We start from the raw sequence: 13,932 nt of genomic DNA on the forward strand, positions 1-13,932 counted from the left end.
TGGCCGAGGGGGCTAGATCGTGGGTTCTGTGGCTGGTCGGGCTTGGATGGTGTCGAGGGTGTCCAGCGCTTCTCGGCACCAGTCGACCCAGAGTTGTTCCATCGCGATTCCGGCTTTGAGGACGAGATGTCGCAGGGCGTCGGCGTCGGTGTCGACGCTGGAGAAGTCGCGGGTCTCGATCTCTGTGTGTTTGACCAGGTCGCTGCCGTGCACGGCGAGATGGTGGGCGATCACTGCGCGCAGCCCGTCGAAGTCGCCGACCGAGGCCGCGGCCCGCGTTTTCACGATCAGGGATTCGCGGTGGTGCGTCGGTTCGTCGATCTCGCCGGTCCAATCGCGCAGGGCGATTGTTCCCGCCTCGGTGATGGCGAAGCGTTTGGGTTGGCCGCGCCCAGGACGTTCAGGTTGTGGCGCTTCGGCGACCAGGCCGGTGGCGTGGAGCCGATCGAGTTCCCGGTAGATCTGCTGATGGGAGGCCGACCAGAAGTATCCGTAGAGGCGATCGAAGCGTTTGGCCAACTCGAAGCCGCTGGATTCGCGTTCGGCCAACGCTGTGAGGATCGCGAACTGCAGTGCCATTCGCCGAATCTTAGAGAGGTCGCCTATAAGCGGGTTTGTCAGTAGCCGGCGAATACCGGGGCGGACTTGGCCAGAAACGCTGCCACCGCCGTCTTGTGATCACGGGTGCGGTGCGTGCGGGTCATCTGGTTGGCTTCGAAATCCACGGCGGCCTCGAGGGTCGTTCCGCAGGTGTGGTTGACCGAAGCCTTGATCGAGGCCAGCGCCGTCGTCGGGCCTGCGGCCAGTTCGTTCGATAGCGAACGCCAGCTGGATTCGAAGTCGGTGTCGGCGACCACTTGGTGGACGATGCCCAGGCGCAGGGCTTCGGCGGATCCGATAACGCGTGGACGCATCAGCAGGTCCAGCGCGGCAGCTCGGCCCGCGATACGGGGCAGGGTCCATGACATCCCGGTGTCGCAGGACAGCCCGATTCCGGCGAAGGCGGTGGTGAAGGCCGCCGACTCCGTGGCGATGCGCAGGTCACATGCCAGCGCCAGCGCCATCCCCGCTCCTGCGGCGGTTCCGTTGACGGCCGCGATCACCGGCTTCGGCATGCTCACCAGCAGCCGCACGATTGGGTTGAAGTGTTCGCGCACGAGGTCGCCCAGGACGATTCCTTCCGGAGCGTTCTGCAATTCTCGCAGGTCCTGTCCGGCGCAGAACGCGCGACCGCTGCCGGTGAGGACGACCGCACGCACGGCAGGATCGGCGGATGCGGCAGCCAGGTCATGCCGCAGCTGGTTGCGGGTGGCGGTGTCGATGCTGTTGAACTGCTGGGGCCGGTTGAACCGGATGATGGTGGTCGCGCCCTTCGTGTGGGTGTCGATCACGGGAAGATTGTCGTTCATCGGTTGTCGCCTCCTCCTCGATTTCATAGTGGTGGTGTCGGTAAGTGAGCGCAGGTGATGGCGGTTGCGAACGCCGGATACTTGCATCGAAACCTGAAGCGGTGGCGAGGCTGTCGCGACGGGCGTCGACGGCGGGGTAGCACAGCCGAGATCGAAGGTCGGATCCGTTGTCAGCCTTGGTTGTTCGCGATCGCATGCGACCCCTACCGCGTGGGTTGCGTGATCACTTCGCTGATGGCTGCGGGGCTCGGTACGGCAGGCTGTCCGGTGCGCGCCAGCGTGGATGCCAGGTCGCGGCGGGCTTGGTCGTATTGCTGGGTGAGGGTGGCGACGAATTCTGCGGTGGTACGGCGTTCGGTGATCGCGCCGATGCCTTGTCCCGCACCCCAGACGTCTTTCCACGCCTTGGCGTCGGTATTTCCCCCGGATCCGAAGTTCATCTTCGAGGGATCGGACTTCGGCAGGTTGTCCGGGTCCAGGCCCGCGGCGATGATGCTGCCGCGCAGGTAGTTTCCGTGCACGCCGGTGAACAGGTTGCTGTAGACGATGTCGGCGGCGTTGGAGTCGACGATCATCTGCTTGTAGTCGGGCACGACGTTGGCTTCGGCGGTGGACAGGAACGCCGAGCCGATATAGGCGAGGTCCGCGCCGGCGGCCTGTGCGGCCAGAATGGAGCGGCCGTGGGCGATAGCTCCCGACAGCAGCAGCGGCCCGTCGAACCAGGTGCGGATCTCCTGGATCAATGCGAACGGCGACTGGGTGCCGGCGTGGCCACCGGCTCCCGCGGCGACGGCGATCAGGCCGTCGGCACCCTTCTCGATCGCCTTGCGTGCGAACTTGTCGTTGATGACGTCGTGGAAGACGACGCCGCCGTAGGAGTGGACCGCGTCGTTGATCTCCTCGCGCGCACCCAGCGAGCTGATCACGATCGGCACCTCATGCTCGACGATGACGGCCATGTCGTGGTCGAGGCGCTCGTTGGAGCGGTGAACGATCTGATTCACCGCGAACGGCGCCACGATCGCGCCCGGGTCGGCCGCCCGGTACGCGGCGTTCTCCTCGGTTATGCGGGCCAGCCAATCGCCGAGCATCGCCGCCGGGCGAGCGTTCAACGCCGGGAACGACCCGATCACCCCGGCCTGACACTGGGCGATGACGAGCTCGGGCCCTGAGGCGATGAACAGCGGCGACCCGACCACTGGCAGGGAAAGGCGGCTGGAAAGCCACGGCGGTAGAGCCATTGTGAATCCTCCGAGACAGAGAGCGCGGCGAAGACGCCGCCGGGAACTGCGCGTGAACCGGACACTATTTCCACGCGAGATCTTGTGCAACAAGTTGCATAAAGAGTGTGGCATCAATCACTTTCTGCGTTCCCGCGGGCCCGGGTCCGCGGACCATCCCCGAGGTGCAATAGTCCGACCGGGGTCCTGATCAGCACGTTTGCCGACGTGGGCGAATCGGACGAGAAGTAGATGTGACCGGCGGCACAATCTTTATGCAACTTGTTGCACAATCGGCGTCGGTGCACTTACTCTCCTGGACACCGCCTGGACCAACCCCGAATCTGCCGTTGCGAACCCAGGCGATGCATCCACGTTCGACGCGTCAAGGAGAGCCGCGCATGGACATTCAGTTCGACTTCACCGGTAAAAAGGTCGTGATCTTCGGAGGCACGACCGGCATCAACTTCGGCATCGCCGAAGCGTTCGCCGCCCATGGGGCCGCCGTGGTGGTGGTCAGCCGCAAACGCGCCAACGTCGACGCCGCGATCGCGCAGCTCGACAGCTACGGCGTGCCGGTCGGCGGCTTCGTGGCCGACGTGCGCGACATGCAGGCCGTGGAAGAGGTTTACGAGTCGATCCGCACCGAGTGGGGAGCCATCGATATCCTGCTCTCGGGCGCGGCGGGCAACTTCCTCGCTGAGGCCTCGACGCTGTCGTCGAACGGTTTCAAAGCGGTCGTCGACATCGACCTCAACGGCACCTTCCATGTGATGCGCGCCGGGTTCGGTTATCTCGCTCCCGGCGCGTCGGTCATCAACATCACTGCCCCGCAGGCCTGGATCCCGGTCCGCTACCAAGCTCACGTGTGTGCCGCGAAAGCCGGTGTCGACCAATTGACCCGCGTGCTGGCACTCGAATGGGGCGCCAAGGGCATCCGCGTCAATGCGATCGCGCCCGGCCCGATCGCCGGCACCGAGGGGATGGCGCGATTGACTCCGCACGACGACGGTACTGCCATCAAGACGGTGCCACTGGGGAGGCTGGGCACGAAGGACGATGTCGCCGGCCTGGCGATGTTCCTGTCGTCCTCGGCGGCCCGCTATATCTCCGGGGCGATCATCCCCTGCGACGGCGGCGGCTCGGGCGAAAGCATTCTGCAGATCCAGGAAGCCGGACGCTTCCTGGCAGCGGCCACGCAACAGTAGGCCTTCGAACAGCACTGGCCACCAACGCTTTCAGTTCACTGACTCACCGCCACCACCGCAGAAAGATCCGACATGCAACGACAAATCTTCGACACCGAACATGACGACTTCCGTGACCTCGTACGCACTTTTCTCGCCAAAGAGGTGCTGCCGCACTACGAACAATGGGAAAAGGACGGCGCGGTCTCTCGTGAGGTCTGGCTCGCCGCCGGCCGCCAAGGCCTGCTGGGTTTGTCCGCGCCGGAAGAATTCGGCGGCGGCGGCACCACCGACTTCCGCTACAGCGCAATCATCGCCGAAGAATTCGCCAGCGCGGGCACGCCTGGGCTCGCGCTGGGCCTGCACAACGACATGGTCGGCTCATATCTGATCGGCCTGAGCAATGAGGAACAGAAGAAGCGCTGGCTGCCCGGCTTCTGTAGCGGCGAAACGATCGGTGCAATCGCCATGACCGAACCCGGCGGCGGCTCCGACCTCCAAGGCATCAGCACCCACGCCGAAGACCGCGGCGATCACTGGCTGCTCAACGGCTCCAAGACCTTCATCTCCAACGGCATCCTCGCCGACCTGATCATCGTGGTCGCCAAAACCACCCCCGAGGGCGGATCACGAGGCCTGTCGCTGCTCGTGGTGGAGCGTGGCATGGACGGCTTCGAACGCGGCCGCAACCTCGACAAACTCGGCCAGAAGGCCCAGGACACAGCGGAACTGTTCTTCAACGACGTCAAAGTGCCCAAAGAGAACCTGCTCGGACAACTCAACGGCGCGTTCCTGCACCTGGTCACCAACTTGGCCACCGAGCGGCTCCACATTGCCGCAGCCGCGATCGCGGTGGCGGAACACATGCTCGACATCACCACCCGCTACGTCAAGGAGCGTGAAGCGTTCGGGCGACCGCTGGCCAAGTTGCAACACGTGCGTTTCGAGATCGCCGAGATGGCCACCGAGTGCGCCGTCACCCGCAGCTTCATCGACCGGTGCATCGTCGATCACTCGAGCAGTGAACTCGACGCCGTGCACGCCTCCATGGCCAAATGGTGGGCCACCGAACTGCAGAAACGAGTCACAGACCGGTGCCTGCAACTGCATGGCGGCTACGGCTACATGAACGAGTACCCGGTCGCGAAGGCCTTCGTGGACGGACGTGTCCAGACCATCTACGGCGGCGCCACCGAGATCATGAAAGAGATCATCGGCCGCTCACTTCTCGCCTCCTGACCAATCCCTCGACCGCCGCAGACCGGCCACGATTGGCGCAGTCGCCGGCGTACAAAGGAGTTGCTCCTGGGCCGGGCACCGTTGACCGGCCCAGGAACGGGGTCAGACCGCGGTGGCGGTCTGGTGGTCGGTGCGTTCGACGATTCGGGCCAGTTCGGCGTTGAAGCGGTCGGCGGCTTCGATATTGCCGAGGTGGCCGGTGGGCCAGATGTGGTAGTCGGCAAGGGCGCCGGTGCTCGCGAGGAGGTCGACGATCTTGCGGGACAGGCGCTCGGGGAGCAGTAGGTCGCCGGAGCCCGCGATGACGGTGGTCGGGACGGTCAGGTGCGCGGCGGAGTCGCCCAGGTCGATATCGAGCAGGGCGGCGGCGTGCAAACCCCTGGTCAGCGGTCGGCAGGAACGGATGATGCCGAGGGCGAAGTCGACTTCGTCGGCGGTGGCGTTCTTATTCATCACCCGATCCTTGAAGACCGCGTTGACCAACCAGCCGCCGGGCAGCGGCAGCGGGGAGAAGAGCACGGTTTCGGCGACGGTCGACGGCATACGGACGACATTGCCGAGTACGGTCAGCGGCCGCTGCGATACCGACAGCGGCTTGTTCAGCACCGGCAGCATGTCGGTTTCGTGCCGGATCTCGCTGGCCGCGGTGTTGACGAGCACGACTTCGGAGGCGCGTTCGGCCACCTGCCGCGGGTAGCGAGCCGCCCACGCCTGCAAGGTCATTCCGCCCATACTGTGTCCGACCAGGACGGTGCGCTTGCCGGGTGCCAGGGTGGCGTCGAGGACGGCGGCCAGGTCGTCGGCGAGGCTCGCGGCTCCCAGACCGGCGCGGCCCAGTTCGCTTTCACCGTGGCCGCGCTGATCGTAGGTGACCACGCGGTAGCGGTCGGCGAAGGCGTTGATCTGGGGATTCCAGTACTCGAGGCTGCAACTCCACCCGTGGACCAGCACGATGGTTTCGCCGGTGGAGGGGCCGTACGCGTGCACTCGGAGGCGGGCGCCGTCGACGGTGGTGACCGGGATGACCTCGCACGGAGCGGTGGGCTTGTTCAGCGAGGTCGTGGCATAGGTGCGATTACGCAATCCGGCGCGGTAGGCCGCGGTGAGCGGTTCGGTGGCACGCACCCCCGCGAGCGTCTTCATCGACGTGACCAGCATTCGAGCACTCCTTTGTGTCAGCCGCCACAGTACAGTGCAAGCAGAGTGCTAGCTAGTGCAAGCGCCCCATGGCGGAAATCCTGGCTCGAATAGATGGATACCCGATATTCGGTACGGCGAACACCGCATATCGAGGTAGACATCGGGGCGAGCCCGGGCTGTTCGTCACATCGGATATATCGCCGGGACGGCAACAAGCGCTACCGGTCGTCCAGCCCCCAGGATCCGGGGGCCGGTGCGGTTCGGGGTCGACGTGCGGCGCTCAGTCGGGGGCGAAGAGCTCGGCGATCGCATCGGGAAGGACCAGGCAGACCTGGTCGTTCGGGTGGAAATCGCCGGGTACGTCGCGTCGATGCGGCGCCTGGACGAACACCACCACCGAGGATCCGTCGCCGGGGTCGATCTCCACTCCCACCACACCTGCGGTATCGCCGTTCGGGGGTGCGTACCAGTGACCCACATGCCCGAATTCGAGCCTGCGAGCCGTGCTGACCCCGAATCCGTCGAGCCGGGTAACACCAGCGGCATCCACGTCGGAAATTGTATTCGAGCTGCGGAAATGTGGGTCCTGTTCGATCATGTTCGACGGTCTGTCGGTGCCGGGTGCGATGATCGCGGCATGGCAACCGAGGGGATCCGGCTGGCCGCGGCGATACCGGTGCTGCGCATGTTCGACGTGGCCAAGGCCTACGAGTTCTACTGCGACTACCTCGGTTTCGAGGTTGATTGGGAGCACCGTTTCGGCGACGACTTCCCGCTGTACGCCCAACTGTCGCGCTCGGAAACGAAGATCCACCTGAGCGAGCATCACGGGGACGGCACCCCGGGCACGGTTCTGTGGATCGCGGTCGACGATGTGTACGCGCTGCGGGACGAAATCGCGTCCAGGGACTACCGCTACGCCAAACCCGGCTGCCCGGAGGATGGCCCCGGCGGACCCGGCTTCGAGCTGGCCGATCCGTTCGGCAACAGATTGCGCTTCGCCCAGCCGGAGTAGGCGCCCGGTGGCGTGGACATGCACCGCGCGGCTACCGTTGGATCTTGTGGAGAGCACGCACGTCGCAACCGGATCGGCCGCGCACTCGGGGATGGGGACATACCTGAAGCCGCCGAAGTACCGCGGCTGGCGCGCCATGCCGCTACCGCTGCTGGCGGCGGGTGCGGGCATCGGGGCGGTGGTGCTGCTGCACTTCCGGGATCCGCATGTGGAAGGCTCCTACGGCATCTGCCCTTTCTACGCGCTGACCGGCATGTACTGCCCGGGCTGCGGCGGCATGCGGGCGGTGCACAATTTGACCGACGGCCGCATCATAGATTCGCTGCACAGCAATCTGATCGCGATACCGCTGCTGTTCGGCCTCGCGCTGTGGGTCGGTGCGTGGGCGGTGCACGCGTGGCGTGGTCAGCGGCTGGTGCTGCCGAAGATGGAACGAAGCACGATGTGGGTGCTGCTGTCATTGATCGCGGTGTACTCGGTATTCCGCAATACCCCGTGGGGCAGCTGGCTCGCCCCACTCTGATTCCGCCGCGACCGATTTCCGCGCTTCGACCTGCAAGCTTCGAATATGAGCGAATGGAGTGAGCGAACGGAGTGAGCGACACATTGAAGGAACGCGTTCGAGCCAAGCTCGTGCGTCAGCTCGCCGAGGACGGCGCGCTGGACTTCGAGCAGGACGATCCGCGGCAGATCGCGATCGAGGCCGACCTGGACGCACTCGACAGCGTCGCCGATGACGATCCACTGGTCGAGGAACTCGCCGTCCGATACCTCGTCTTCTGAAAGCTCAGCGCCTTCTGAAAGCTCAGCGCGGCACGGTATTGGCCTGCCCGCCGTGCGGCGGCAACTGTGGCAGCGGCTCCGCACCCAACCAGCTGTCCCACAGCGGTCGCAACGGCACGAGGCTGTAATGCCCGGCCAGATCGGTGAACTCCTCACTGGTCACCGAGGCGTGCCGATAGCGGATGGTCCACTCCCGGATCAGGTCGAAGAAGGCCGGATCGCCGAGTTCCAGCCGCAGCGCGTGCAGGGTGAGCGCGCCACGCTTGTACACCCGATCGTCGAACATGCGCGCCGGACCGGGGTCGCCGATGATGATGTCCTGCGGCTGCCTGGACAGGTTGTGCCGTGCGGCCCTGGCCTGCTGGTCCGCCGTCGGCCCGCGCGAAGCCTCCGACCAGATCCACTCGGCGTAACAGGCGAAGCCCTCGTGCAGCCAGATATCGCGCCACTGCCGGATGGTCAGACTGTTGCCGAACCACTGGTGCGCGAGTTCGTGCGCGACCAGGCGTTCGGAGCCGCGGCGTCCATCGCAGTGGTTCGCGCCGAAGACCGAGATGCCCTGCGCCTCGATCGGGATCTCCAGCTCGTCGTCGGTGACCACCACGGTGTAGCCCTCGAACGGGTACGGCCCGAATTTGTCGACGAACAGGTCCAACATCTGCGGCTGTCGCGCGAAATCGTGTTCGAAATTGCCGCGCAGCCGGGGCGGTACCACCGCCTGCATCGGCACCGGGCTGTGCGCGGATCCGACGCGGTACTTGCGGTAGTGCCCGATCTGGATGGTGGTCAGGTAGCTGGACATCGGTTCGAGTTGTTCGTAGGTCCAGGTGGTCTGGCTGGCCTTGGTCTGTTTGCCGACCAGTGTGCCGTTGGCGAGCGCGTAGTACGGCGTATCGGTGGTGATCGAAATCCGATAGCTGGCCTTGGAACTCGGGTGATCGTCGCAGGGGAACCAGGACGCGGCGCCGTTGGGTTGGCTGGCCACCAGGGCGCCTTCGGTGAGCTCTTCCCAACCGACCTCGCCCCACGGACCGCGCACCGGTTTCGGCACCCCCGCGTACTGGATGACCAGCGCGAGTACGCCGCCCGCCGGAATCCGTTGCTGCGGAGTGACAACCAGTTTGCCGTGCTGATGGACGTATTTCGCGGCCTTGGCTCCGTTGACGAAAACCTTGGCGACGGTGAGGGATTGCGACAGATCCAGCGCGAAGCGGGCTTGGACGGTGGTGGTGACCGCGGTGATCTCGGCTCGTCCGCTGAGCCGATTGCTGGATACCTTGTAGACGAGCGCGAGCTCGTACCGCGATACCCGATAGCCCCGATTGCCGTTCTGCGGTAGGTATTCGTCGATGGGCGCTTCGTAGAACTTGTTCGGCATCAGCGGGTCGCTTTCGCTTCGCTCGCTTCCGAATCGATGTCCGTCTCCGAGACGCTCGGCAGCTCGCTCGACCAGGGCGCGATCGGATTGCCCCACCATCGAGTGGACGGCGGCACCACGTCACCGCGCATCACCAGCGAGGCCGGTCCGATGGTCGCGCCCGCACCGATGACCGCGGCGGGCAGGGCGACGCAATGCGGGCCGAGGGTCGCGCCCGCGCCCAGCGCCACGGTGTCCATGGCCATGATTCGATCGTGGAAGAGGTGGGTCTGCACCACGCATCCTCGTTCCACGGTCGCGCCGTCGCCGAGTGTCACCAGGTCCGCCTCCGGTAGCCAGTAGGACTCGCACCATACCCCGCGGCCGATCCGCGCGCCGAGTCCACGAAGCCACAAATTGAGTACAGGTGTACCGGTGGCGGCCCGCGCGAACCAGGGGGCGGCGACCGTCTCCACGAAGGTGTCGGAGACCTCGTTGCGCCAGACGAACGAGCTCCACAGCGGATGTTCCTCGGCCCGAATCCGGCCGATCAGCAACCACTTCGCCGCGACCGCGCTGCCGCAGGCGACGGCCCCCGCGGCAAGCAGCACCACGCCGCTGAGCAGTGCGGCGGGCAGGTGGCCGAACAGTTGCGCGAGCCAGGCGAGGGTGAACAGCACCCCGAGTCCGATCGCGAAGGTCACCAGCACCGGGATGAGCCTGCACGTTTCCACGATGGCCCGGGCGACGCGCAGTCGCGGCGGCGGATCGAAGGTGCGCCCGGTATCGCCGCTCTCGGACGCGCGGCGCAGCCGCACCGGTGGGCTGCCGAGCCAGGACGAACCGGCCTTGGCCTTGGACGGCGCCGCCGAGAGCACGGCGACCAGGCCGTTCTTCGGAACCCGGCGCCCGGGTGCGGTCATACCGGAATTGCCGAGGAAGGCGCGCTTGCCGACCTTGGCCTCGCCGATACGCAGCCAGCCGCCGCCGAGCTCGTAGCCGGCGATCATGGTGTCGTCGGCCAGGAAAGCGCCGTCGGCGACGGTGGTGAACTTGGGCAGCAGCAGCACGGTCGAGGCTTCGACCCGCTTACCGACCTTGGCGCCGAGCAGCCGCAGCCAGATCGGCGTGAGCAGGCTGGCGTAGAGCGGGAACAGGAAGGTGCGCGCCGAATCCAGCAGCCGTTCGGTGGCCCACGCCTGCCAGCCGATCCGGCTGCGCACCGGGTGGTAGCCCTCCCGCAATCCGATGCTGAACAGCCGCACCGCGACGATGGTCACCGCGGCGTAGACGCCGAGGCTGACCAGGGTGGCGATCGGCAGGATCGCGAAGGCGCGGCCGAGTCCGGCGGTCAGGGTCGCGGTATCGCGGATCCACCAGGCGATGAACGCGCCGCCGGTCGCGAGACCGAGGATCGGTACAGACGCCAGCACCATGGAGGTGATACCGAAGATGACGACCCAGTGCGCGGCACGCGCGGGGGTGTGATCGGGCCAGCGGTGCTGGGCCTTGCCGACCTTGACGGCGGGCGACCCGGCCCACTCCTGATCGGCCTTGACCTTGCCGGATACCGCGGAGCCGGGGGCGATCTCGGCATTCTTACCGATCTTGGTGCCGGGCAGCAGGATCGAGCGTGAGCCGATCACCGCGCCCGGTCCGACGGCGATCGGGCCGATGTGCACCAGATCGCCGTCGATCCAATAGCCGGACAGATCGACCTCGGGCTCCACGCTGCACCCGTCGCCGAGTTCCAGCATGCCGGTCACCGGTGGCAGCGTGTGCAGGTCGACACCCTTGCCGATGGTGGCGCCGAGCGCTCGGGCGAAGGGCACCATCCACGGCGCGCCGGAAAGGTTTTCGGCGCCGCTGGCCTCGGATAGCCGCACCGCGGCCCAGAGGCGCAGGTGTACCGCGCCGCCACGCGGATAGGTGCCGGGCTCGACACCGCGCAGCAGCGCGCGGGCGCCCGCGACGCACAGCGCCATCCGACCGGGTGGGGAGATGAAGAGTAGGAAGGCGACCAGCGCCCACCACCAGGACAGCTGTGGCAGCCACGGCAGTGAGCCGGACCACGCCGCGATATTGCCGACGATGGCCAGCCAGGTGAGCCATTGCAGTCCGGTGAGGGTGGTCAGCGGGACGGTGGCCAGCACCTGGAAGATCTGGGCGGGCAGCGGGGTCGGGCGCACGGTGCGTTCCGTGACCGCGGCCGCGGGCGCGCTCTCGTCGAGGTATTCGGCGAGGGCGCCGAGCCGGGGATGGTCGTAGAGGTCGGCGACCGCGACGCGCGGATACCGTTCGCGCAGCGCGGCGACCAGCTGCGCGGCGGCCAGCGAGCCACCGCCCACATCGAAGAAATCGGTATCCGGGCTGGTGACCTCGGCGCCGAGGATCGAATCCCAGAGTCCGGCGACCCACTGCGCGGTCGGGGTGAGTCCGGCGTCGGCGTCGGCGTCCTTCTGTTTGGGCAGCGGCCAGGGCAGCGCGTCCCGGTCGACCTTGCCCGAGGTGCGGGTCGGCAATTCGGCGACAACAGCGAGGCGCGGGACCAGAGGCGCCGGAAGTTGTTCGGCCAGTTGGGCTCTGGCGGCCTTGGTATCGAAATCGGCATCCGGTCCGGTGAGATACCCGACCAGGATCTTGTTGCCCGCCTTGGTGCTTCGGATCGCCGCGGCGGCGCCGGTCACACCGGGCAGATGCTGGAGCGCGTTATCGATCTCGCCGAGCTCGATGCGACGGCCGCCGAGCTTGATCTGGTCGTCGGCGCGTCCGAGGAAGACCAGACCGGCACGGTCGTTGCGGACCAGATCGCCGCTGCGATAGGCGCGCTCCCAGCCGACCGAGGGCAGCGGCGCGTACTTCTCGGCGTCCTTGGCCGGATCGAGATACCGGGCCAGGCCGACGCCGCCGATGACGAGTTCCCCGGATTCGCCCTCGGCCACCGGATTTCCGGCGGCGTCGACGACGGTCAGATCCCAGCCGTCCAGCGGCAGGCCGATCCGCACCGGCCATTGCCCGTTCAGCAGCGCGGCGCAGGCGACAACGGTGGCCTCGGTGGGGCCGTAGGTGTTCCACACCTCGCGAACCGCTACCGCCTCCGGGCCCGTCGCTCGCGCCGTGTTCGATTGGCGGCCCTCGCGGTGCCCTGCGTGGTTACGCTCCGCTACCGCCTCCGGGCCCGTCGCTCGCGCCGCCGCCGCGGGGTTACCCGCAAGGCGTTCGGCCAGTTCCGGCGGCACCGCCTCGCCGCCGAAGATCAGCAGCCGGACCGGGTCCAGTGCCTCGGCCGGCCAGGTGGCGGCCAGGGTCGGGACGGTGGAGACAATGCTGATCTCCCGGCGCACCAGCCAGGGCCCCAGATCGGCGCCGGTGCGCACCAGCGCGCGCGGCGCCGGTACCAGGCAGGCGCCGTGCCGCCAGGCCAGCCACATCTCCTCGCAGGAGGCGTCGAAGGCGACCGAGAGGCCCGCCAGCACGCGGTCGCCGGGGCCGATGGGGGCGTCCTGGAGGAAGAGCCGGGCCTCCGCGTCGACAAAGGCGGCCGCGTTGCGATGTGTGACCGCAACACCTTTCGGTGTTCCGGTGGATCCGGAGGTGAAGATGATCCACGCGTCGTCGTCCGGTTCCGGGGCGCCGGTGGTGTCGCCGTTCGATTCAGTTGCGGCAGAAGTTGTTTCGATGCCATCCGCGGTGACGATCGCGGTCACCCGCGCCTCGCCGAAGACCAGCCGGGCGCGCTCGTCCGGATCGTCGGCGTCGACCGGGACGTAGGCGGCGCCCGCGTGCAGCACGGCGAGGATGGTGACGTAGAGCTCCCTGGTGCCGGACGGCATCCGGACGCCGACCCGGTCGCCCGCGCGCACCCCGGCGGCGGCCAGGCGGGCCACGTCCGCGTCGATCTCGGCCAGCAACTCGGTGTAGCTGAGCACCGCGTCGCCGTCATCGATGGCGGGTGCGTCGGGGTGGGTCAGGGCGGTGGCGGCGAGGATGTCGACCAGGGTCCGCACGGGTGGGGTGAGGGTGGCGCGCAGTAGCGGATCGGGTCGCGACTGTTCCGACTCCGGGCTCTCGCCCGCAGCGGCGTCGACCTGCGGCTGCAGCATGACGTCCTGCCCACCTCTCATAGACCTGCCTAGCTCTTCGCGTTCGTTGTTTCACAAGAGGGTTACCAATGGGCAAACGCCACGGTGACCAAGTGTCTACGGTACCCGCGGTATCAGGGGAGCGGCGTTTATCGAACCGGGTGGTCGGTCCGTCTCGATTGGTCGCGGAACGGCTGCTCGGCTCGCGTTCGGGGCGGTGCGCTCGCCCGAATAGCGGTCGGCTGAATGTCTCGCACCCGAAGTGGGACCTTGCTGTCGGTTTGCTGACGCCCACCGGGCAGGTCCTGATCGGCCAGGTTGCCGGAGTTGGATCGGGTGACGAGTGTGGTCGGTATCACGATGTCGCCGCGCTTCGCGATCGGCCCGATCCCGAGTGGTCTCATGCTCGCGCATCCGGCTCGGGATCGGTTGTCCCCGATCGCCATTCCATGCGTTCGATATCGGGCCACGAGTTCGCCGGATGTTCGGCAGGTCGGGCG

The 13,932-nt window shown here is 66.9% G+C and carries 12 protein-coding genes; 5 read left to right on the plus strand and 7 right to left on the minus strand.

Annotation, left to right across the window (positions count from 1 at the left end; all coding sequences use genetic code 11):
• Positions 1 to 12: 12 nt before the first annotated feature.
• The 3 genes from AB0H61_RS30475 to AB0H61_RS30485 all read right to left on the minus strand — a co-directional run bounded on the left by AB0H61_RS30475 (position 13) and on the right by AB0H61_RS30485 (position 2,650).
• A complete protein-coding gene (locus tag AB0H61_RS30475) occupies positions 13 to 579 on the minus strand; it encodes a PadR family transcriptional regulator (RefSeq protein WP_357311153.1) in 567 nt (188 codons plus the stop codon).
• 38 nt (positions 580 to 617) lie between these two features.
• Positions 618 to 1,409: an enoyl-CoA hydratase-related protein gene (locus tag AB0H61_RS30480; RefSeq protein ID WP_357311155.1), complete on the minus strand. Its 792-nt coding sequence runs from the start codon at positions 1,407 to 1,409 to the stop codon at positions 618 to 620.
• A gap of 203 nt (positions 1,410 to 1,612) precedes the next feature.
• Positions 1,613 to 2,650, minus strand: coding sequence for a nitronate monooxygenase family protein (locus tag AB0H61_RS30485; RefSeq protein ID WP_357311157.1), 1,038 nt, complete (start codon positions 2,648 to 2,650; stop codon positions 1,613 to 1,615).
• Positions 2,651 to 3,030: 380 nt separating this feature from the next.
• On the opposite strand from AB0H61_RS30485, the gene AB0H61_RS30490 reads away from it, so the two are divergent.
• Positions 3,031 to 3,837, plus strand: a complete 807-nt coding sequence (locus AB0H61_RS30490; RefSeq protein ID WP_357311159.1) for an SDR family oxidoreductase — start codon at positions 3,031 to 3,033, stop codon at positions 3,835 to 3,837.
• A gap of 72 nt (positions 3,838 to 3,909) precedes the next feature.
• Complete coding sequence (locus tag AB0H61_RS30495) at positions 3,910 to 5,055, plus strand: acyl-CoA dehydrogenase family protein (RefSeq protein ID WP_357311161.1); 1,146 nt, start codon at positions 3,910 to 3,912, stop codon at positions 5,053 to 5,055.
• Between the two features lie 102 nt (positions 5,056 to 5,157).
• On the opposite strand, the gene AB0H61_RS30500 is transcribed toward AB0H61_RS30495, so the two are convergent.
• Both AB0H61_RS30500 and AB0H61_RS30505 read right to left on the minus strand, forming a co-directional pair.
• Positions 5,158 to 6,213, minus strand: coding sequence for an alpha/beta hydrolase (locus AB0H61_RS30500; protein WP_357311163.1), 1,056 nt, complete (start codon positions 6,211 to 6,213; stop codon positions 5,158 to 5,160).
• A 262-nt stretch (positions 6,214 to 6,475) separates the two neighbouring features.
• Positions 6,476 to 6,745: a hypothetical protein gene (locus AB0H61_RS30505; RefSeq protein ID WP_357311165.1), complete on the minus strand. Its 270-nt coding sequence runs from the start codon at positions 6,743 to 6,745 to the stop codon at positions 6,476 to 6,478.
• Between the two features lie 87 nt (positions 6,746 to 6,832).
• On the opposite strand from AB0H61_RS30505, the gene AB0H61_RS30510 reads away from it, so the two are divergent.
• The 3 genes from AB0H61_RS30510 (at position 6,833) to AB0H61_RS30520 (ending at position 7,993) form a co-directional block, all read left to right on the plus strand.
• Positions 6,833 to 7,210 carry a glyoxalase superfamily protein gene (locus AB0H61_RS30510; RefSeq protein WP_357311167.1) on the plus strand — a complete coding sequence of 126 codons (378 nt, stop codon included), beginning with the start codon at positions 6,833 to 6,835 and terminating at the stop codon, positions 7,208 to 7,210.
• Between the two features lie 46 nt (positions 7,211 to 7,256).
• Complete coding sequence (locus AB0H61_RS30515) at positions 7,257 to 7,733, plus strand: DUF2752 domain-containing protein (RefSeq protein ID WP_357311169.1); 477 nt, start codon at positions 7,257 to 7,259, stop codon at positions 7,731 to 7,733.
• Between the two features lie 71 nt (positions 7,734 to 7,804).
• Positions 7,805 to 7,993: a hypothetical protein gene (locus AB0H61_RS30520; protein ID WP_357311171.1), complete on the plus strand. Its 189-nt coding sequence runs from the start codon at positions 7,805 to 7,807 to the stop codon at positions 7,991 to 7,993.
• A 22-nt stretch (positions 7,994 to 8,015) separates the two neighbouring features.
• Here the strand turns inward: AB0H61_RS30520 and AB0H61_RS30525 are convergent, their stop codons facing one another.
• Together AB0H61_RS30525 and AB0H61_RS30530 are read right to left on the minus strand one after the other, a co-directional pair.
• Positions 8,016 to 9,371, minus strand: coding sequence for a M1 family metallopeptidase (locus AB0H61_RS30525; RefSeq protein ID WP_357311173.1), 1,356 nt, complete (start codon positions 9,369 to 9,371; stop codon positions 8,016 to 8,018).
• Positions 9,371 to 13,453 (minus strand): Pls/PosA family non-ribosomal peptide synthetase, encoded by a 4,083-nt coding sequence (locus tag AB0H61_RS30530; RefSeq protein ID WP_357311175.1) that lies wholly within the window; start codon positions 13,451 to 13,453, stop codon positions 9,371 to 9,373. Before AB0H61_RS30530 ends, AB0H61_RS30525 begins: the two co-directional genes overlap by 1 nt.
• Positions 13,454 to 13,932: the final 479 nt, after the last annotated feature.

It is taken from the genome of Nocardia sp. NPDC050710 (assembly GCF_040654375.1).
Taxonomy (GTDB): domain Bacteria; phylum Actinomycetota; class Actinomycetes; order Mycobacteriales; family Mycobacteriaceae; genus Nocardia.

Excerpts from the sequence above, each read along its gene's own strand:
- AB0H61_RS30510 (WP_357311167.1), top strand. The coding sequence starts at position 6,833 with ATGGCAACCGAGGGGATCCGGCTGGCCGCGGCGATACCGGTGCTGCGC.
- AB0H61_RS30480 (WP_357311155.1), bottom strand. The coding sequence starts at position 1,409 with ATGAACGACAATCTTCCCGTGATCGACACCCACACGAAGGGCGCGACC.
- AB0H61_RS30500 (WP_357311163.1), bottom strand. The coding sequence starts at position 6,213 with ATGCTGGTCACGTCGATGAAGACGCTCGCGGGGGTGCGTGCCACCGAA.
- AB0H61_RS30495 (WP_357311161.1), top strand. The coding sequence starts at position 3,910 with ATGCAACGACAAATCTTCGACACCGAACATGACGACTTCCGTGACCTC.
- AB0H61_RS30530 (WP_357311175.1), bottom strand. The coding sequence starts at position 13,453 with ATGCTGCAGCCGCAGGTCGACGCCGCTGCGGGCGAGAGCCCGGAGTCG.
- AB0H61_RS30475 (WP_357311153.1), bottom strand. The coding sequence starts at position 579 with ATGGCACTGCAGTTCGCGATCCTCACAGCGTTGGCCGAACGCGAATCC.
- AB0H61_RS30490 (WP_357311159.1), top strand. The coding sequence starts at position 3,031 with ATGGACATTCAGTTCGACTTCACCGGTAAAAAGGTCGTGATCTTCGGA.
- AB0H61_RS30525 (WP_357311173.1), bottom strand. The coding sequence starts at position 9,371 with ATGCCGAACAAGTTCTACGAAGCGCCCATCGACGAATACCTACCGCAG.
- AB0H61_RS30485 (WP_357311157.1), bottom strand. The coding sequence starts at position 2,650 with ATGGCTCTACCGCCGTGGCTTTCCAGCCGCCTTTCCCTGCCAGTGGTC.